The sequence below is a fragment of the Actinomadura sp. WMMB 499 genome (genome assembly GCF_008824145.1).
Lineage (GTDB): Bacteria > Actinomycetota > Actinomycetes > Streptosporangiales > Streptosporangiaceae > Spirillospora.
In genome coordinates this window covers 6,653,620-6,674,643 of the sequence record NZ_CP044407.1, presented here as the reverse complement: position 1 = coordinate 6,674,643, position 21,024 = coordinate 6,653,620, and the positions used below count along the sequence as shown (strand labels likewise).

The window sequence follows — 21,024 nt, the reverse complement described above, 5'->3', positions numbered from 1 at the left end:
CCGGTCACGCGCTCGGCTCCCGGACGGCGCCCGCCTCGGCGATCGCGCCGGCGAACCGGTCGATCAGCTCCGCGAGCGGGACGTCGATGTGCAGATCCTCCGGCGGCACCCCCAGGTCGTAGAAGTCCTCGACCTTGGTGATGAACAGGGTGGTGATGAAGGAGTCGGCGCCGGCCTCCTGCAGCGACCGGTCGGGGTCGAGGTCCTCCGGGGAGTGCAGCACCTCCTTGAGCAGCTCCATGAGGAAGGCGCGCACGCCGTCCCCGTCGCCGGGCGGCGGTGCCGCGGAGTCTCCCGTCCCGCCCCCGGCCGCTCCGGCGGGACCGCCGGGCGCGGTCGTGCCGGGCTCGTCGATCCAGAAGCGGGTCCGGCGGAACGGGTACGTCGGCAGGTCGCCCACCAGCCGCGCGCCGGGGGCGCGCAGCGCGTCCAGCCGCAGCGCGGCGCCGTCGGCGTACAGGTCGGCGAGGGCCCGCGCGAGCGCCTCGGCGGCGGTCCCGTCGCCCGCCAGCGGCCGGCTCCGGGGCGCGGCCTCGCCCTCGACGGCCCACTCCACGCGCACCCCGCCGGCGCCTTCCCCGGTGCCCTCGCCGCCGCCGGCGTCGGGGCGGACGCGGACCCGCAGGCCGAACCGCCCGAACTGCCGGGCCAGCCGCTCCCCCGGCTCGCCGCCGGGCTCCCGGAGCGCGGGGAACGCGGCGCCCAGCGCGTCGGCGACCGCCCCGGCGGCCGCGCCCGTCCGCAGGGTGACGGCCCGGACGGGCGACGCGGCGCGGGCGCCCGTCCCGCCCGCGACGGCGGCGGCGATCCCGTCGGCCAGTTCGGCGGGGGCCGACCCGACGACGGCGATCCGGTGGTCGAACGGGACGCGCCCGGCCCGCAGCGTGTGGCAGACGGACGCGGTCGCCGCCGGGTCGGCCTTGCGCAGGTGGTCGGCGACCCGGCCGGCCAGCTCGGCGAGCGCCGCCGGGTCCTTGGCCGAGAGCGTCAGCAGCTCCGGGCGCGCGGCGGCGCCGCCGGGGGCCGGGTCGTCCGTGGCGCCGGCGGGCGCGGGCTCGTACGCCTCCAGGATCGCGTGGACGTTGGTGCCGCTCATCCCGAACGAGTTCACCCCGGCGATCCGGCGGGGCAGTTCCGCCGGCCACGGCCCGGTGCGGCGCGGCACGGTGAACCCCATCGTGTCCCACGGGATGCGGGGGTTGAGGTCCCCGTCGCGGTCGTCGGCCGCCGCCGGGATCGTCCCGTGCCGCAGCATGAGCACCGTCTTCAGCAGCGCCGCGACGCCCGAGGCGGCCTCGAGGTGCCCGATCCTGGACTTGACGCTGCCGAGCGCCAGCGGGACGCCGCGTTCCCGGACGGCCGCGCCGAGCACCCCGTCCAGCGCCCCGGCCTCGATGGGGTCGCCCAGCGGCGTGCCCGTGCCGTGCGCCTCGATCCAGCCGACGTCGGCGGCGCCGACCCCCGCGTCGGCCAGGGCGGCGCGGACGACCTCCTCCTGCGCGGGCCCGTTGGGGGCGGTCAGGCTGGAGGCGGCGCCGTCGTGGTTGACGGCGGTGCCCCGCACGACGGCCAGGACCGGACGGCCCTCGCGCTCGGCGTCGGCCAGCCGCATCAGGACCAGCACGCCGACGCCCTCGCCGCGCCCGTAGCCGTCGGCGGAGGCCAGGAACGACTTGGAACGGCCCTCCGGCGACAGCGCGCGGGTCTGCGACAGCGACACCATCAGGTTGGCCGACAGCAGCAGGTTCGATCCGCACACCAGCGCGTACCGGCACTCGTCGTTGCGCAGCCCCCGGACGGCCTGGTGCAGCGCGGTCATCGACGACGAGCAGGCGGTGTCGACGCTCATCACCGGGCCCGAGAACCCGAACGTGTGGCTGATCCGGCCGGCGGGGAAGCAGAGCCCGCCGCCCGTCGTGTAGTACGGGTCGATGCCGGTGGTGTCGGTGCGGTCCTCCAGGCGCTCCAGGTACTCCGAGGCCATCATCCCCAGGTACACGCCGACGTCGAGCCGGTCGGAGCGGCGGGGCGCGATGCCCGCCCGCTCCAGCGCCTCCCAGGCGGCCTCCAGCAGCATCCGCTGCTGCGGGTCGAGCAGCTTGGCCTCGCGGTGGGACACCCCGAAGAAGTCGGCGTCGAACGAGGCGATGTCGTCGAGGAACCCGGCCCGGTCCACGTACGACCGGCCGGGCCGCCCCACCCGCGGGTCGTACACGGCGCGCAGCCCCGGGCGTTCCTCGGGGAGGCCGGACAGCGCCGTGTCCTCCTCGAGCAGGAAGTCCCAGAAGTCGTCCGGGGTCCGCAGGCCGCCGGGCAGCCGCAGCCCCATCCCGACCACGGCCAGCGGGGCCCGCGCGGCGCCCTCGAGCTCGGCGACGCGGGCGCGCAGGCGGCGCGACAGCTTGAGCTGGTCCTCCATCAGCCGCCGGATCTCGGCGGTGTCGTTGAGCGTGGCGTCCCTGGTTTCGGTGTCCACGGTGTCGGTGTTCACGGTGTCCTCCCTCATTCCGCTGCTCCAAGGTCGGCCCGCACGACGCGGACCAGGTCCTCGAACGACAGGTCCTCCGGGGGGTCCCCGTCCTGGACCGGCTCCGGGTCCGGGACGGCCCGCGGTTCGGGGGCCGCTTCCGGCTCGGGGAAGAGCAGGTCGAGGACGTGGTCGGTGAGCCGCGAGACGGTGGGGTGGTCCAGGGCGACCGTGGCGGGCAGGTCCGCGCCCACCGCGACGGCCAGCCGGGTCCGCAGATCGGTCACCATGATCGAGTCGAGCCCCAGGTCGCTGAAGCCCTCGTCGTCGGAGACGGCCGTGCGGTCGCCCAGCGCGTCCCCGGCGAGCGCCCGCACCGCGGCGCGCAGCCGGTCGGTCCGCGCGTCCGGATCGAGGTCGGCGAGTTCGGCGGCCAGCCATCCGCGCGGCCGCTCGTCCCCGGCCGGGCGCGGACCGGACGGCCGCAGGTCGCGCAGCAGCGCCTCCCGCGCCCCGGACGACCGTCCGGTGCCGCCCGCGCCGTTCAGCGCGAGCGCGAGCAGCCGCGGCCGCCGCCCGGTCATCGCCAGCCGCAGCAGCGGCGCGGCCTCCTCGTCGGCGAGCGGGCGCAGCCCGGACGCCTCGATGGCGCGCGCCGCGGCCGCCGAACCGGCCATACCGCCGCCCGCGGCGGGCACCCACGGCCCCCAGTCCACGGCGACGGCGGGCACCCCGGCGGCCCGCAGCCGGCGGGCGAGACCGCCGAGATACCCGTTGGCCGCGGCGTAGTTCGCCTGCCCGGCGGTGCCCAGCACCGCCGCCGCCGACGAGAACAGGACGAACGCGTCCAGCGGCAGGCCGTCCAGTGCGGCGGCCAGGTTCTCGGCGCCGCGCGCCTTGGCCGCGAACACCCGCTCGAAGGAGCCGCGGTCGGTGTCGGCGAACGGCCGGTCGTCGCCGACGCCCGCCAGATGGACGATCGTGCGCAGCGGCGCGTCCCGTCCGGCCTCCCGCACGGCGCGCGCGCAGTCCGCCGGGTCGGTGACGTCGCCGAGCACGACGCGGACGCGGCAGCCGCGCGCGGTCAGCTCGTCGACGCGGGCGCGGGCGTCCGGGCCGGGCTCCGACCGTCCCAGCAGCGTGATCGCGGTCGCGCCCTGGTCGGCGAGCATCCCGGCGACGCTCAACCCGAGCGCCCCCATCCCGCCGGTCACGAGGGCGGCGCCCGGCGCCGCGGCGTCCGGCCCCGCGGAGTCCACCCGGTTCCACGCGGTGACGGGGGCCAGGACGGCGGCGCGGGTGCCGGCCTCGCCGATCTCGATCCGGCCGGACCCGATCCCGCCGCGCGCGGCGTCGTCGCGTCCGGCGGCGCCGGCCAGGGCCCGCGCGAGCGTCTCGGGGTCCCAGCCGGCGGCGAGTTCGACGCGCAGCAGCCTGCGGTCGCCCTCCTCCGCCTCCACCGCGGCGAGCAGCCCCCACAGCGCCTCCCGGCCGGGCGCCGCGGCGACGTCGTCGTCGCCCGCGCACAGCACCGCGTACGGCACGTGGGAGGGGGCCGCGCGCAGGGCGTCCGCGAGAGCGGTGGTCAGCTCGACCGCCCCGTCCACACCGGAACCGGCGGGACCGGCGGGACCGGTGGCCGGGTCGGCGAACCGGACGTCGACGATCAGGTCGGCGTCGCCCGCCTCGCCCGGCCCGGCGGGCTCGTCCACCCGGTGCCCGAGCCGCGAGAACGCCTCCGCCAGGCCGCGCCCGGCGTCCGTGCCGCCGGTCAGCAGGGCGACGCGGCGGTGGTCGGCGACCGGCGGCGTCCACTCGGTCCACCGCGACTCGTACGCGTGCCGGGTGTCCTCGCGCAGGGACCGCTGGAGCAGGTCGCGGGGGGCCGACCGGAACCGGAAGCCGTCCAGGGCGAGCACGGTGACCCCCTCCTCGTAGAAGAGGTGCAGGTCCGCCTCGCGCACCTGCGCGAGGCCCTCCTCCGGCCGGTCCGCCAGGACGGCCCGCACGTGCCCCCACAGGTCGCGGCCGGGCACGGGCCGCCCGGGGAACGACACCCTGGCGGCGGCGAACGGGATCGGCAGCGCCGTGGCCTCGTCCACGCCCTCGGCGCCGTCGACCGCGAAGGCGACGCTGCTCTGCAGGCAGGAGTCCAGCAGGCCGGGGTGGATCTGGTAGCCCGCCGGGTCCTCGTTCATCACCGGCGGTTCGGCGTACCGGATCAGGGCCTCGCCGCCGCGGATCCACGCGTCGCGGATCCACCGGAAGGACGGCCCGAGCTGGTAACCGAGAGCGCGCAGGTGCCGGTAGAAGTCGTCGCCGGACAGGTGGCGTTCGGCGGCGGCGATGAACGCCTCCGGGTCGGGCGCCGGGCGGGCGCCGCCGCCCGGATCGGCCGCCTCGACGACCCGGGCGGCCAGGTGCTCCTGCCACCGGTCCCGGTCGGGGTCCAGCAGGCTCTGCACGCTGACGGTGCGGGTGCCGTGCTCCTGCGTTTCTTCGAGGACCTGCAGCTCGTACCGTTCCCCGTCGCGCAGCACCAGGGCGCGGGGGAAGTGCAGGTCGGCGAGGGCGACCGCGCTCTCGTCGGAGCCCAGCGCCGACAGCGCCGTGGCGAGCTGGGACGCGCCCGGCGCCGACACCGTGCCGAACAGCCGGTGGTCGGTGAGGTGCGCCGGGTACTCCGTGCTGCGCTCGGTGCGCCACACGCGGCCGCGCAGCGCGGGCGAGCGGACCTGCGCGCCCCAGGCGGGGCCGCCCGCGAGGGCGGGCGACGCGTCCGGTCCCGCGCCGGGCGCCGTGCCGGGGACCGCGGCCCAGTGCCGGGTCTCGGCGAACGGGTAGGGCGGCGCGTCCGGACGCGGCCCGGCCGGTCGCGGCTGCACCCGCCGCCAGTCGACGTCCTGGCCGAGGTCGTACAGGGACTTGACGGCCGCGAGCAGGGCCGGACGGTCGTCCGAGCCCCGGCGCAGCGACCCGGCGACGCCCCCGGCGGGCGCCAGGCCGGCGCCCCGCATCAGGTTGATCAGCGTGCGGTCCGGGCCGATCTCCAGGCAGACGTCCACGTCCAGGTCGGCCAGGGCGCGCATCCCGTCGAGGAAGCGGACGGGGCTGCGCGCGTGCCGGCACCAGTAGCCGGCGTCGTGCTCCCCGGGCCCGGCCGGGCGGCCGGTCAGGTTCGACACGATGGGGATCCGCGGCGCGGCGAACTCCAGCGGTGCGAGCACGTCCGCCAGTTCCGCCAGCGCGGGGTCGAGCAGCCGGGAGTGGAACGCGTGGGACACGCTGAGCCGCCGGTGCCGCACCCGGTCGTCCTTGAGGCGGGCCGCCAGCGCGTCGATCCGCTCCGGCGGTCCGGACACCACGACGGCGTCGGGGCCGTTGACGGCGGCCAGGTCCAGCTCGTGCTCGGCGATCCAGCCCGCCGCGTCGGCCTCGGACGCGACGATGGCGAGCATCGCGCCGCGCTCGGTGTCCTGCATCAGCCGCGCCCGGTCGGCGATGAGCCGCATCCCGGTGCGCCGGTCCATCACCCCGGCGCAGACGGCCGCAGCGACCTCGCCGACGCTGTGGCCCATGACGGCGGCGGGGACGACTCCCCACGACTCCCACAGCGCGGCCAGCGCGATCTCCAGCGTGACCAGGGCGGGCTGGGTGATCCGGGTCTCGTTGACCAGGGCGGCGTCGTCCCCGTAGAGGACGAGGTCGGTCAGCGACGCGCCGAGGGACGGCGCCACCTCCGCGTCGCACTCGTCGAACGCCTCGCGGAACACCGGCTCGGTCTCGTACAGCTCGCGGCCCATGGAGAGGTACTGGCTGCCCTGCCCGGAGAACAGGAACGCGACGCGGGGCGCGCGCGGCGCGGCGTCCTCCGGTACCGGCTCGCCCAGGGCGGACAGGAGCTGCTCCCGGTTGCGGCCGAACAGCGCGCGGCGGTGCGGGAAGTGCGCGCGGCCCGCGCCCGCGACCGCGGCCAGGCCGGGCAGGTCCTCCTCGGCCGCCTCCTCGATCCGGTGCCGCCACGCCTCCGCCACGCGCCGCAGCCCGTCGGCGTCCGGCGCCGACAGCGGCACGAGCAGCCCGTCTCCCCGTCCGAGCCCGTCTCCCCGTCCGGCCGCCGGGTCCCGCGGGGCGTCCGCGCCGGTGCCGCCGGTGCCGGGCGGGTCGGACAGGATGACGTGCGCGTTCGTCCCGGTGAAACCGAACCCGGAGACGCCCGCGATCCGCGGGCCGCCGGCCGCCCGCCACCGCGTGGCGCTCTCCACGACCCGGACGTTCATCTCCGACCACGCCACGTGCGGGTTCGGCTCGCTGAAGTGCAGCCCGGCGGGGATCAGGTCGTGGCGCAGCGCCAGCACCGTCTTGATGACGGCGGCGATCCCGGCCGCCGACTCGCAGTGCCCGATGTTGCTCTTCACCGAGCCGAGGTGCAGCGGCGTGCCGGGCCGGCGGCCCGGCCCCAGCACCCGCCAGGCCGCGCCGACCTCGACGGGGTCGCCGAGGCTCGTGCCGGTGCCGTGCGTCTCCAGGTAGCCGACGTCCGCGCCGTCGACGCCGGCGTCGGCCAGCGCCGTCCGCAGCATCTCCTCCTGGGCGCGGCCGCTGGGCGCGGTCAGCCCCGACGAGGCGCCGTCCTGGTTGACCGCGCTGCCGCGCACGACGGCGAGGACGCGGTCCCCGTCGCGGCGGGCGTCGGCGAGCCGCTTGAGCACCAGCATCCCGCAGCCCTCGGCGCGGACGAACCCGTTGGCGTCCGCGGAGAAGGTGCGGCAGCGCCCGTCGGGCGACAGCATGTGGGCCCGGCTGACGGCCACCGACGAGGCCGGGTCGAGCAGCAGGTTGACGCCGCCCGCCAGCACCGCGTCGGTCTCGCCCGACCGCAGCGACCGCGTCGCCAGATGCAGCGCGACCAGCGAGGAGGAGCAGGCGGTGTCGATCGCCATCGCCGGGCCGTTCAGCCCCAGCAGGAACGAGATCCGCCCGGCCGCCGCGTTGAGCGCCGTGCCGGTGCTGTAGTAGGCGTCGACCCCGCCGGGGCCGCCGCGGGCGAGCAGGCGGGCGTAGTCGGAGTAGCTGATGCCGACGAACACGCCGGTGCGGGTGCGGCGGAGGCGGTGCGGGTCGATCCCGCCGTCCTCCAGCGCGTGCCACGCGGACTCCAGCAGCAGCCGCTGCTGGGGGTCCATGTTGTCGGCCTCGCGGGCGGGCAGCCCGAAGAACGCCGCGTCGAAGCGGTCGATGTCCTCCAGGAAACCGCCCTGGTCGGTGGTGACGGGCGCGTCGGCCGCGCCGGGGAGGAGTTCCCGCGCGCGCCGTTCGGGCATCGGCCCGACCCCGTCGCGCCCCTCCCGCAGGAGGTCCCACAGGGCGTCGACCGAGTCGGCCCCCGGGAAGCGCCCCGCCATGCCGACGATCGCGATCGGCTCCGCCGCACCGGGGTCCCGCGCGGCGCTCGCGCCGTCCGCCCCCTCCTCGCCCTCTACCGGACGGGACGGACGGGACGGACGGGCGGGACGCGGGGCGGGCGCGGGTTCGGGACGGGCGGCCGCCGGTTCGCGGGCCGACCGGTCCAGCAGGTACCCGGCCAGTTCGGTGACGGTCGGATGGTCGAAGACGTCGGGCGCCGAGACGGCCGTGCCGAAGGCGTCCGACAGCCGGAGCACCAGGTCCGCCGCCATGATCGAGTCGAGGCCGAGGTCGAAGAACCCGGTGGTGTCGCCGACCGCGGCCGCGTCGCCGTGCCCGAGCTGGCTCGCCAGGATCCGCCGGACGTGGTCGCGGGACGCGGCGGCGCGGGCGCCCTCGGGGAGCGCCGCGAGTTCGGCGGCGATCGACGGCTCCCGCCCGGCGGACCCGGCGTCGGCGGCGTCCTCGGTGGCGGCGGCGCCGCCGGACGCACCGGTGGCGCCGTCCGCGCCGCCGAACAGCGCACGGGGGCGCAGGCCCGCCATCACGTGCCGGAGCCGGGGCAGGTCCAGCGGGCACGCGACGACGTGTCCCGCCGCGTTCGGCGTCCCGGCGGTCAGCGCGGCGCCGCCCGCGGCGGCGTCCAGCGCCCCCACGCCCACCCGCGCGTACCGGTCCCGGGACTCGCGGTCGGCCATCCCCTCGTCGTCCAGCTCCCACGGGCCGTAGGCGATGCTCGCCGCGGGCAGCCCGCGCGAGACGCGGTAGGCCGCGAGGGCGTCCAGTCCCCCGTTGGCCGCCGAGTACGCCGCGTACCCCTCGGTGCCCCAGACCGCCGAGACCGACGACACCAGGACGAAGAAGTCCAGCGGCCAGCCGGCGGACGCCAGGTGCAGCCACCAGCCGGACGCGAACTTGTCGCCCAGCGGCGCCGCGAACCCGGCGGCGTCCAGCTCGGCGGCGGGCGTCCGGGCGAGGCTGCCCGCCGCGTGCACGACGCCGCGCACCGGCGGCATCCCGGCCAGCGGCTCGCAGGCGGCGGCGAGCGCCGCGGCGGTGTCGCAGCCGCCGCCGCGGTAGGCGACGTCCGCGCCCGCCTCGCGCAAGGCGGCGAGCGCCGCGGCGGCCCGCTCCCCCAGCTCGTCCGGGGCGCGGCGGCCGACGAGGAGCAGGTGCCGGGCGCCGCGCCGGACGAGCGCGGCGGCCAGCTCGCGGCCGACGGCGCCGAGGCCGCCGGTCACGATGTAGGTGGCGTCGTCGCGGACGGTCAGGTCCGGTTCGTGTCCGGGCGCGGGACGCAGCCGTGCCGCCAGCACCCGCCCGTCCCGCACGGCCGCCAGGTCCTCGGCGGGGTCCCCGGCGGTGGCGAGGCGCAGCAGCGCCGCGGTGTCGCCGGGGCCCGGACGGGCGGGCAGGTCGACGACGCCGCCGAAGGTCGCGGGGAACTCCAGCCCGAGGACGGGCGCGAGACCGTGCAGCGCGCCCTGCGGCACGCCGCGCCCGGCCTCGTCCGCCGCGTCGTCGCCGGACACCCGCCGCGCCCCCTGGGTCACCGCGAACACGCGGACGGGCGACTCGCGCACCGCGAGCGTGACCGCGGTGCTGAGCGCCGCGCCCGCGATGCCCGGGTCCATGCCCGCGTCCGAGTCCGGGGCGGGGAGCGGGGGGACGGGGCGCGGGATCAGCACCAATGCGGTCGCGGCGCGGTCCGCCCAGAACCGCCGCCAGCCGTCCGGGTCGCGGGGCACGCCGCCGCCGTGCTCCCAGCCGGGCGCGGCGGCGGCGCCCGCCGGGCCGAGCACGGTGCCGTGCACGCCCGCTTCGGCCGCCGCGCGGGCCAGCGACGCGAGGGTCTCCTCGTCGTCTCCCGCCAGCACCAGGACCGCGCCGGAGGGCGCGGGGGGCGGCTCCGCGGGCTGCCAGACGACCTCGTGCGCGGCGGGTGCGGGCGGCGTCCCGCCGGAGGCCGCGGGGGCGGCGGCGGGCGCGGCGGGGGCGGCGGCGGAGGCGGCCGCCGGCTCCTCGGGCGCGTACCGCCGCCGCTCCCACGGGTAGGCGGGCAGGTCGACGACGTCGCGGAGCGCGGACGCCCCGATCTCGGCCGCGACCTGCGCGGCGTCCCGGGCGGTTTCGGCGTCGCCGCCCGGTTCGGCGGTGACCGTGGTGACGGCGGGCGACGCCGTACCGGCGGCCAGCGCCCGCAGCGCCTCCGCCGCCGAGCGCGGGTCCGCGGCGGTGACGCGGGCGCGGGCGTCCAGCCGGGCCCGGCCGAACGTGACGGTGTGCGTGAAGGCGGCGTACCGTCCGGCGTCCAGGTCGCCGAGCCGGTCGGCGTACCGGGCGGCCAGCGCCCGCAGCGCCTCGGGGGTGCGGGCGGAGATCTCGAAGCCGCCCGCCTCCGGCGGTCCCGGTTCCGGGGCGGCCTCCGCCGGTTCCGGCTCGCCCAGGATGATGTGGGCGTTGGTGCCGCTCATCCCGAACGAGCTGACCGCCGCGTAGCGTCCCGCGCCGGGGTCCCACGGGACCGTCTCGGTCGGCACCGTGATGCCCGTCCCGGACAGGTCGATCCGGGGGTTCAGGGTCCGGAAGTGCACGACCGGCGGGATCCTGCGCTCCCGCAGGGTCAGCATCGCCTTGATCAGCCCTGCGACGCCCGCCGCCGACTCCAGGTGCCCAGCGTTGCTCTTGATCGAGCCGACCGGGAGCGGCGCGCCGCCGTTGCGGCGGCCGAGCGCGGTCGCCAGCGCCTCCATCTCGATCGGGTCGCCCAGCGCCGTGCCGGTGCCGTGGGCCTCGACGTGCCCGATGTCGGACGGCTCCAGCCCGGCCCCGGCGAGCGCCGACTCGATCAGCGCGATCTGCGACAGGACGTTCGGCGCGGTGAACCCGCCGGCGCGCCCGTCCTGGTTGATCGCCGAACCGTGCACGACGGCGTGCACCCGGTCGCCGTCCCGCAGCGCGTCGTCCAGCCGCTTGAGCACCACGACGCCGCAGCCCTCGCCGCGCACGAACCCGTTGGCGCGCGCGTCGAACGCCTTGCAGCGGCCGTCCGGCGACAGCGAGCGGGTCTGCTGGACCAGGCGCATCGACCGCGGCGACATCATGAGGTTGGCCCCGGCCGCCAGCGCCGTGGAGCATTCGCCGCGCCGCAGCGCCTGCGCCGCCAGATGGACGGCGACCAGCGACGACGAGCAGGCGGTGTCCACCGCCAGCGTCGGCCCGGTCAGGCCGAGGGCGTGCGCGATGCGGCCCGCCGCGAAGTTGTGCCCGTTGCCGGTCGTCCAGTACGCGTCGGGCTCCCCGGCCAGCCAGTCCCGGTAGTCCTGCCACATGATGCCGAGGTAGAACCCGGCGCGGGCGTCGCCCAGCCGGTCGGGGGGCAGCGCCGCGTCCTCCAGCGCCTCCCAGGCCACCTCCAGCAGCAGGCGGTGCTGCGGGTCGAGGTGGCGGGCCTCGCGGGGGCTGATGCCGAAGAAGCCCGCGTCGAAGTCCAGCACCTCGTCCAGGAAGCCGCCGCGCTGCGGCAGGCCGTCCCACTCGCCGCCGAACGGTCCCCGGCGCGCCGCGGGCATGCGCCGCACCAGGTCGCGTCCCTCGGCGAGGGCGGTCCAGTAGCCGTCCAGGTCGTCGATCCCGCCCGGCAGGCGCAGTCCGGCGCCGACGATCGCGATCGGCTGGTCGCCCTCCTGCTCCGCCAGGCGCCGCCGCAGCGTGCGGATGGTGTCCAGCGCCCGGGAGAGGGGGGTGTTCTCGTCTGAGGTCGTGCCGTTGTCTTCCATGGCCTCCGTTCCTTGCCTACCGGGATCCTTCGCCGGACAGTTGCTCGCACAGGGCGCCCGCCAGGGCGGCCGGGTTTCCGTAGGTCCACAGCAGGGTCGGGGAGAGCCGCAGCCCGAACGCGGCCTCCAGGCGGTTGCGCAGTTCCAGGCTCATCAGCGAGTCGAGCCCCAGCGACTTGAACGGGGCGTCGCCGCCGATGCGGTCGGCGTCGAAGCGCAGCACCCGGCCCGCCAGCTCGCGCACCTTCGCCTCCACCAGCGCCGCCCGTTCCTCCGGCGGGACCCGCAGCAGGCCGTCGCGGAACTCGCCGCCTGCCGCGCCCGCGTCCCGGCCCCGCAGGGCCGCGGCGTGCAGCCGCTCCCAGCTCTTGAGCGCGGCGGTGCCGGGGAAGGCGTCGAACCACTGCCGCAGGTCGATCGGGACGTACCCGGCGACGGGTTCGTCGCGCTCCAGCAGCCGCGCCAGCGCGGGCCACGCCTCGGCGGGCGGGAAGCCGCCCATCCCGCGCTCGGCGAGCCGGTCCCCGCGGTCCCGGTCGCCCGCCGCGAGCCCCACCTCGGTGAACGGGCCCCACTGCACGCTGAGCGCGGGCAGGCCCCGGCGGCGGCGCGCCTCGGCGAACGCGTCGAGGTAGGAGTTCGCCGCGGCGTACGCGGCCTGCCCGGCGTTGCCGACCAGCGCGGCGGCGGAGGAGAACAGCACGAAGAAGTCGAGCGGGTCCCCGGCCGTCGCCGCGTCCAGGGCCCGGACGCCGCCGACCTTGGGCGCCAGGACGGTCTCGACCTGCCCGGCGGTCAGGGTGTCGATGGTGGCGTCGTCGAGGACGCCCGCCGCGTGGACGACGCCGCGCAGCGGCGGCAGGTCCGGCCGCGCGCCGTCCAGGGCCGCCCGCAGGGCGTCCGCGTCGGCGACGTCGCACCGGACGGTCTGGACGCGGGTGCCCCGGTCCCGCAGCGCATCCAGCCGCGCCGCCGCCTCGGGCGCCGGGTCCGACCGGCCCGCCAGCAGCAGCGCGCCCGCGCCGTGCGCGGCCAGGTACTCGGCCAGGGACAGGCCGAGCGCGCCGAGGCCGCCGGTGATCAGGTAGGTGCCGCGGGCCCGCAGTGCGCCGCCCGGCATCGGCACCGGCGCCACCGGCCCCGCCGACGCCGGATCGGTCAGCACGACCGGTCCGGGACCGTCCGTCTCCGGCACGTCGAGCCCCGCGTCGAGCCCCGCGTCGAGCCCCGCGTCGAGCGCCTCGGCGAACGTGCGGGGGCGAGCGGCGGCGGGACCGATCCGGCCGTCGGCGAGCAGGTCCCACGACTCCCGCAGCGCCCGCGCCAGCCGCCGCGGGCGGCGCTCGGCCAGCCCGGACGGGTCGGCGACGGCGACGCCGCCGCCGGGGGCGGCACGGCACCGCCGGCGTCGCCGGGCGCGCCCAGGTGGACGAGCCGGCCGTCGTCGGCGAGCGCCTCCAGGGCGAGCCGCACGGCGGCCCCCGGAACCGCGTTGACGACGACGTCGGCGCCGCGCCCGCCGGTCAGCTCACGGGTGCGCGCCGCCCAGCTCCGGCCGCCGCCGTCCAGGACGTCCTCGACGCCGAGCTCGCGCAGGTGTTCGCGCTCGTCCGCGCCGTCCGCCGTGGCGAGCACGCGCGCACCGAGCGCGCCGGCGAGCCGCACGGCGGCCGTGCCCGTGCCGGTGGCCGCGCCGTGCACCAGCACGCTCTCGCCCGCGTCGAGCCTCCCGAGGTCGGTCAGCGCGTGCCACGCGGTGGCCAGGCCGGGCGCGAGCGCCGCGGCGTCCGCGTCGGCGAGCCCGGCCGGGACGGGACGGGCGTGCTCCGCCCGCACGGTGACGTGGCTGGCGGGACGGCTCGCGGTGCACGCCGCGACGAGATCGCCGGGCGCGAAGGCCCCGGCGTCCGTTGCGACGTCCGTTGCGACATCCGTGCCGACGGCGGCCGGCCCGACGGCGACGACGCGGCCGGCGCAGCCGCCGAGCGTGCCGCCGCCCGTGCCGCCGGGGGCGAACGCGGTGACCTCGATCTCGATCTCGCCCACCGCGGGGGCCCGCCGGTCCAGCGGGACGCACCGCGCCCGCCCGGTCCCGGCGCCGGTCTCGACCTCGAACGGCTGCGGGAGGGTCCGCCAGGGGGGCGGGTCCGCGGGTTCGTCGGCGGACCCCCGGACGAGGCGCGCCCCCAGCGTCCGGCCGTCCCGCAGCGCCACCTGGTCCTCGCCGTCGTCGGTGAGGAGCTCGGCCGCGCACGTGGTGGCCCAGGCCGGGTCCGCGGGGTTCACGTCGATGAGGCGGGGGGCGAGTTCGCCGTGCTCCTGCCGCAGCACCCGGACGAATCCCCAGTACAGCGCCGCGCCCGGATCGGGCAGGTCGGCGGGGTCGGCGGCCTGCGCCCGGGTGGTGACGACCGCGAGGGCCGGGGCGGCGTCCCGGCGGGCGCACGCGCCCGCCAGCGCCGCCAGCTCGGTCAGGCCGCGCCGCTGCTCGTCCGGCCCGGCCTCGGCCGGCGGGGCGGCGAACACCACCGCGTCGACCTCGGCGGCCGCGTCGCCGAGCACCGCCGCGTCCGCGACGGTGTCGGCACCGGCCGCCGTCAGCGCCTTCGCCAGCTCGGCGGCGGAGCCGTCGGCCCCGCCGCACACCACCCAGCGGCCCGGTGCCGCCGCCGAGGCGGCGCCCCTGGTCTCGGTGACGTCGACCCACCGCAGGGCGTGCAGCCGCTCCTCGTCGGACGCCCCGCCGCCCGCGCCCGGCAGCGGGGTGAGCCGGAGGCCCAGCACGGACATGAGCGGGGCGCGGTCGGCGTCGAACAGCTCGACGTCGATCAGCCCGTCGGCGCGGCGCACCGCGTGCGACCACACCTCGGTGACGGCCTCGCCGGGGTCGGCCCGCAGGACGACCCGTTCCACGGCGGTCGGGACCGGCGCCCCGTCCCCGCCGACGAGGTTCAGCGCGACCTGGAGGGCGCCGTCCCACAGCGCCGGATGCCACGTGTGCGGGCGGGCCCCGGCGCGCAGCCGCTCGTCCAGGCGCACCTCCCCGACGGCCTCGCCACCGTCCGGATGCAGGTGCAGAGTCCGCACCGACTGGAACGCGGTCCCGTACCCGAGGCCGCGCTCCGCGCAGTCGCGGTAGAAGCCGTCGACGGGGGCCGCGTCCGCCTCGTCCGCCCAGTCCGGGAACGACGGCGCGGGCGGTTCTCCGGCCGTCCCGGCGGCGGGCTCGCCGGAGGCGTAGCCGGTGGCGTTCACCTCCCAGGACGAGCCGCCCTCCGGCAGCGACAGCAGCCGCAGCCGCCCGCCGCCCGGCAGGTCGTCGCGCCACTCGACCGTCACCTGCACGGGGGTGTCGCCGAGCGCGATCTCCTCGCGGAACCCGACGTCCTCCAGCAGGCGGGGCCGCCCGCCGAACCGGGACCGGGCGGCGTTCAGCAGCAGGGTCAGCATCCCGGCGGCGGGCAGGACCGCCGCGTCGTACACCCGGTGGTCGCCGAGGTACGGCAGGTCCGCGACCGACAGCTCCAGCGCCGTGTGCCAGCGGCCGGGCTCGCCGGGCGCCGGTGCGGGCTCTGCCTCCAGCCCCCGGGCGGCGCCGGAGCCGCGGCGCCGCTCGTCCGTCCAGTGGCGGTCCCGCCGCAGCGGGTAGCCGGGCACCGGGACGGGCGCCGCCGCGGGCAGCGCCCCGAACGGTTCGAGCCCGGCGACGTACGCGGCGGCGAGCGCCTCGGTGAAGTCCGCGCAGGTGCCCTGCCCGCGGCGCAGCGTGCGCAGCACGGCGGGCGGACCGGGCCGCCCGGCGGTGAGCTGCTCGACGGCCGGGACGAGCACCGGGTGCGGGCTGACCTCCACGACGTGGGTGACGCCCGCGTCCAGCACCCCGGTCATCGCGTCGGCGAACAGCACGGGGCTGCGCAGGTTCTCCGCCCAGTACGCGGCGTCCATCTCCGGGCCCGCCAGCACGCCGTTGCGCACCGTCGACATCAGCTCGATGGATCCGGCGCGCGGGGCGGCGGGGGCGAGGGCGGTGAGCAGCTCCTCCCGCAGCGGGTCCATCTGCGGGCTGTGCGAGGCGTAGTCCACGTTCACGAGCCGGCAGTAGACGCCGTCCGCCTCCAGCAGCTCCTTGAGCAGCAGCACCGAGTCGCCGTCGCCGGACAGCACGCAGGAACTGGGACCGTTGTGGACGGCGAGGGACACGCTGTCCTCGAAGCCCTCCAGCGCGGCGACCGCCGCGTCCCGGCCGAGGTCGACCGCCAGCATCCGGCCGCGCCCCGAGGTGCGGCGGGCGATGGCGCTGCGCCGCGCCATCACCAGGGCGGCGTCCTCGATCGGCAGGATCCCGGCGAACGTCGCGGCGGTGATCTCGCCCTGGCTGTGCCCGAGGACGACGTCCGGTTCGACGCCCGCGGCCCGCCAGAGTTCCGCGAGCCCCAGCGACATCGCCCACAGGACCGGCTGCAGCATGTCGATGCGGCCCGTCCACTCGTCCCCGGCCTCGCCGGACAGCACCGCGACCGGATCCCAGGAGACGTGCGGCCGCAGCGCCTCCGCGCAGCGGCCGACGACGTCGGCGAACAGCGGGCTGTCCCGGTACAGGTCGCGGGCCATCTCCGTCCACTGGGACCCCTGGCCCGGGAAGACGAACGCGGTCCGCCCCCGGGCGACGGCCCGGCCGGACGCCGCCGCGCCGTCGCCGTCCCCGTCCGCCACCGCGCGCAGGGCCGCCCGGAGCTCCTCCGGGCCGGTCACGGTGAACGCGGCGCGCACCGGGAAGTGGTCGCGGCGGTGGGCGAGCGTGCCCGCCGCCGCCCGCAGGTCCGCGTCCGTCCCCGGCAGCGCGTCCGCGAGCAGCCCGGCGCGTTCCGCGAGGACCGGCTCGTCCGTCGCCGACAGCGGGAGGAAGGGCGGCAGGCCGGCCGGCACCCGCTCCCCGGCGACGGCCGCACCGGTGGCGGGCTCCCCGGTGGCGGGCTCCCCGGTGGCGGCGGCCGGGGCGCTGCGCACCACCACGTGGGCGTTGGTGCCGCCCCAGCCGAAGGAGTTGACCCCCATGTAGAGGGGGCCGCTGTCCGGGAGCGGCAGCGGTTCCCGCACGACGCGCACGTTCAGGTCGTCGAAGGGGATCGCGGGGTTGAGCTCCGCCGAGTGCAGGCTGGGCGGCACCACGCGGTGCCGCAGCGCCAGCAGCACCTTGAACAGCCCGGCCAGCCCGGCGGACGCCTCCAGATGCCCGATGTTGGTCTTGATGGAGCCGATCGGGAGGGGGCCGCCGTCCCGGACGGAGCCCAGCACCCGCCCGATGGCGGTGGCCTCGATCGGGTCGCCCCGGCCGGTCCCGGTGCCGTGCGCCTCCAGGTACGACAGCGCCTGGTACGGCACGCCGCCCTCGAGGTAGGCGCGGCGCAGCAGGTCCTCCTGGCCGTCCCCGGAGGGGGTGACGAGGCTGTCGCCGCCGCCGTCGTTGTTGACGACCGTCCGGACGATCACGCCGTGCACGCGGTCGCCGTCCTCCAGCGCCCGCCGCAGCGTCTTCACGTACAGGGCCGCGACGCCCTCGCCCCGGACGAACCCGTTCGCCCCGGCGGAGAACGCGGCGCACCGGCCGTCCGGGGACAGCGCCCCGAAGTGCGTCAGCCCCACCGTCACGTGCGGGTCCAGCATCAGGTTGGCGCCGCCGACGATCGCCGAGTCGACCTCGCCGTCCCGCAGCGCCTGCCGGGCCAGGTGCAGCGCCACCAGCGACGACGAGCACCCGGTCTCCACGGTGAGGCTGGGGCCGCGCAGCCCCAGGAAGTACGAGAGCCGCGCGGCGATCACGTCCAGCGCGTTCCCGACCAGGCTGTGCGGGGTCGGGCGGGAGCCGCGCTCGATGCGCATCAGCTCGTAGTCGTGCCACGAGCAGCCGACGTACACCCCGGTCCGCGAACCCGCCAGGTCGGAGGCCCGCTGCCCGGCGTCCTCCAGCGCCCGCCAGCCCATCTCCAGCAGCAGCCGCTGCTGGGGGTCCAGCACCTCCGCCTCGCGCGGCGACACGCCGAAGAAGCCGGCGTCGAACGCGCCGACGTCGTCGATGAACCCGCCGACCGCCTGGATCTCCCGTTCGGGGTCGAGCCGGGCGGCGGCGTCCCAGCGGTCCGGAGGGACGGGGCCGATCCCGTCCCGCCCCTCCGACAGCAGGGTCCACAGCGCGTCGGTGTCCGGTGCGCCGGGGAACCTGCCCGCCATGCCGACGACGGCGATGAGGTCGTCGGGGTCGTGGGCCGCGCCGTTCTCCGCGCCGTGCCCGTCGGTGGCCTGCCCGTCGATGGCCTGCCCGTCCATGCTGTGCCTCACTGGTGCCTTCTCCTGCCAATCCGGTCCCGGACGAGATGGGGCGGGCGGGGGCGCTACTCGCGGACCCGCATCCGCACCAGGCCCTTGCTGGCGCGGATCATCCGCGGGCCGATCTCCGGCGGGGCCTCCCGGCGGCTCCAGACGGCGTTCTTGGCCATCTTCACCGGCGACATGTTGAAGCAGCGGGTGTCGCGCTCACCGAGCCGGAAGGACGGCGCGATGAAGTCGGCGTCCTTGATGGCGCCGAGGATCTGCGCGGCGGCGCGGTCGGCCTCGAGCGACCCGGCGTCCACCGACTGGCAGAGTTCCCGGGTCAGGACGCCGAGTTCGTTGAAGCCCTTGCTCACCGGCAGCGGCGAACCGGGGTGCCCGCCGTTCTCCAGGTCGTCGAAGACCGACTCCCGGCCCGTCTTCGCGAACCGGTAGTAGGCGTCCTCCAGCATGACGTTGCCGAGCATCGTGCCGAGCATCCAGGTGCGGCACACCGCGTTCCACAGCTCGTAGTTCCCGAAGCCGACGAACGAGCTGTAGACGAGGTCGTCGTGGAAGTCGAACAGCCCCTGCTGGAGGTCCTCCAGGTACTGGAACCGCTCCAGCGACCAGTCGCCGTCGCGCGACGCGGCGATGAGCCGCCAGCCGAGGGCGTTGACCAGCGCGAGGGTGTTGGTCAGCCCGCGCGAGTACAGGGCGTCGATGAACCCGGCGGCGTGCGAGGTGAGGCAGAACCGCTCCCCGACGACCTGCTTGGCCGAGTACTGCAGCCGTCCCGTGGACACCCACGGCCGGACGGCCTTGGCGTTCTTGAACTGCTCGGCGATCTGCGGGAACCGCACGAGGAAGTCGTCCCACTCCTGCTGCGGGGCGACGCCGTCCGGCTTGGGGTACTTGCGCGGGTCATAGGTGAGCCCGACGCTGCACAGCGGGTTGATCGCGCCGGGGTGGTTGTCGAACGGGATCACCCAGACCCAGCCGCCGTCGAAGACGTGGTGCAGCGTGCCGTTGTGCCACGGGTCGGGGTGGTCGTGCCGCTTGGCCGCCGCCGCGTCGTCGAACGGGGTCACGCCGATCATGTGGGTGAAGACCGTCCGGGTGTGGGTGCGGGCCCGGGTCGGGGTCTCGCGCAGCTCGAACTTCTCCGACAGCGGCGAGCGGAAGCCGCTGCCGTCCACCACGTAGGAGGCGCGGAACTCCTCGCCGCGGTCGCTGCGCAGCAGCGCCCCCGAGTCCGGGTCGATCTCGATGTCCTCGATGCGGGTGTTCAGCCGGGGGACGGCGCCGTGCTTGACCGCCACGTGGAACAGGTAGGCGTCGACGTCCTGCCGGTACAGGTGCGTCTCGGTGCGCAGCAGCGACGGGACGACGAGCTGGTTGATCTCCTCCGGGTGCTGCGACTCGCCCTCGCGGTGGTAGACGAAGCCGAAGTTCTGCTTGCGCCCGCAGTTGGGCGACACGTGCCGCTTGATGCCCTTGAAGCTGGACAGCGGCATCAGCTCGGGCACCTTGTACCGGTCGGCGAGCAGCCGGGTCATCCCGGAGGTGTAGGGGATGGTCGACTCGCCGACGGCGAACCGCGGATGGACGCCGGCGTCCAGCAGCAGCACCCGGACCCCGTTGCGGGCCAGGATCGCGCCGAGCATCCCGCCGGCCATGCCGCTGCCCAGGATCGCCACGTCGAATTGCGCGCTCTGCGATGGCACTCGTCTCACCTTCACTTCGTGGGCCGTTGGACCGCCGCCTGGTCCGCGGCGGCGGATGGGGACCGGCCGGTCCGCGCCTCCGGCACCGTCCCCTCGGAATCGGAGGCCCGGGCGCCGGCGGGGATCTCCACCGGTTTCCGGTAGATCAGCGTCAGCAGGGGGCCGATGGACAGGGTGGTGATCAGCACCACCACGACCAGCAGCGAGTACAGCTCGCCGCCGAGCAGGCCGATCTGCAACCCGACGCCCAGGACGACGAGGTCGGTCAGCCCGCGGGTGCTCAGCAGGGCGGTCAGGGCCATGGACGGCCGGGCGGGCATGCCCTGGGTGCGCAGCCCGAGGTAGGTGCCGCCGACCTTGCCGAGCACGGAGAACGACAGGATGAGGAGCAGGAACCCCAGGGCGGACAGCCCCAGGGCCCCCAGGTCCACGCGCAGTCCCGCCACCACGAAGTAGACCGGGAGCAGGACGGACGTCAGCCCGCCGAGGCGGTCCGCGAGGTCGGCGTGCAGGGTCGCCGCGCCCTTGCGCGGCATGGCGAGGCCGAACAGGAAGGCGCCGAGGATGAAGTGCATCCCCATCGCCTCGGTGGCGGCCGCCGACAGCAGCGCCCCCGCCAGCAGCACGACGTAGGCGGTCGGGGTGAGCGGGGCGCTCAGCCCGTCCGGCGTCAGGAACCGGCGCAGCAGCGGGCGGACCAGGACCGCGAGCGTCACCAGGTAGAGCGCGAACGCGCCGGCGAGCCACACCGTCCCGTCGCCGCCGACCCACGCCTGGACGGCCGCGAGCCCGCCCCAGACCGCCACGTCGATGGCGGCGGCGACGGCCAGCGCGATGCCGCCGACGGCGGTGGTGAACAGCCCCCGGTCCTCCAGGATGCGGGCCAGCACCGGGAACGCCGTCACCGCCAGGACGAGGCCGATGAACACGGCGAACGGCCCGGCCGGGACGTCCCCGGCGATCGGGGCGCGCAGCAGCAGGAGACCGAGCCCGGCGCCCATCAGCATGGGCACCGCGATCGACCCGATCACTCCCCCGGCCGCCGCCCGCCCGCGGCCCCGCAGGCTGCCCGTGTCGGTCTCCAGCCCGACGAAGAACATGAACAGCACCAGGCCGACGTCGGCGAGGGCCGTCAGCGCCGGGCGGACGTCCGCCGGGAACAGCGCGTCCGACAGGACGCCGCCGAACAGGGTGGGTCCGAGGAGGATGCCCGCACAGATCTCGCCGACCACCGCCGGCTGGCCCGCGCGCCGCGCGAGTGCCCCGAGCACGCGGGCCAGCAGGAAGATCACCGCGAGACCCACCAGCAGCATCTGCACCTGATGACTGGTCATTTGCG

General features: G+C 77.2%; 6 protein-coding genes. All 6 read right to left on the bottom strand.

Annotated elements, in window-relative coordinates; genetic code table 11:
* Positions 1–4: 4 nt before the first annotated feature.
* From F7P10_RS30240 to F7P10_RS30220, 6 genes are read right to left on the bottom strand one after another with little or no spacing between them, the layout of a single operon-like run.
* Positions 5–2,491, bottom strand: a complete 2,487-nt coding sequence (locus F7P10_RS30240; RefSeq protein WP_218040187.1) for a beta-ketoacyl synthase N-terminal-like domain-containing protein — start codon at positions 2,489–2,491, stop codon at positions 5–7.
* A gap of 11 nt (positions 2,492–2,502) precedes the next feature.
* Complete coding sequence (locus F7P10_RS30235; protein ID WP_151014451.1) at positions 2,503–11,652, bottom strand: type I polyketide synthase; 9,150 nt, start codon at positions 11,650–11,652, stop codon at positions 2,503–2,505.
* A gap of 16 nt (positions 11,653–11,668) precedes the next feature.
* Positions 11,669–12,847, bottom strand: a complete 1,179-nt coding sequence (locus F7P10_RS43530) for a beta-ketoacyl reductase (protein ID WP_218040186.1) — start codon at positions 12,845–12,847, stop codon at positions 11,669–11,671.
* The gene (locus F7P10_RS30230) at positions 12,811–17,988 is read right to left on the bottom strand and encodes a type I polyketide synthase (RefSeq protein ID WP_218040185.1); all 5,178 of its coding nucleotides are present in this window, start codon (positions 17,986–17,988) and stop codon (positions 12,811–12,813) included. Before F7P10_RS30230 ends, F7P10_RS43530 begins: the two co-directional genes overlap by 37 nt.
* A gap of 53 nt (positions 17,989–18,041) precedes the next feature.
* A complete protein-coding gene (locus F7P10_RS30225; RefSeq protein WP_218040184.1) occupies positions 18,042–19,685 on the bottom strand; it encodes an NAD(P)/FAD-dependent oxidoreductase in 1,644 nt (547 codons plus the stop codon).
* A gap of 11 nt (positions 19,686–19,696) precedes the next feature.
* Positions 19,697–21,019, bottom strand: a complete 1,323-nt coding sequence (locus F7P10_RS30220; protein WP_151014449.1) for a cation:proton antiporter — start codon at positions 21,017–21,019, stop codon at positions 19,697–19,699.
* Positions 21,020–21,024: the final 5 nt, after the last annotated feature.

Excerpts from the sequence above, each read along its gene's own strand:
- F7P10_RS30235 (WP_151014451.1), bottom strand. The coding sequence starts at position 11,652 with ATGGAAGACAACGGCACGACCTCAGACGAGAACACCCCCCTCTCCCGG.
- F7P10_RS30220 (WP_151014449.1), bottom strand. The coding sequence starts at position 21,019 with ATGACCAGTCATCAGGTGCAGATGCTGCTGGTGGGTCTCGCGGTGATC.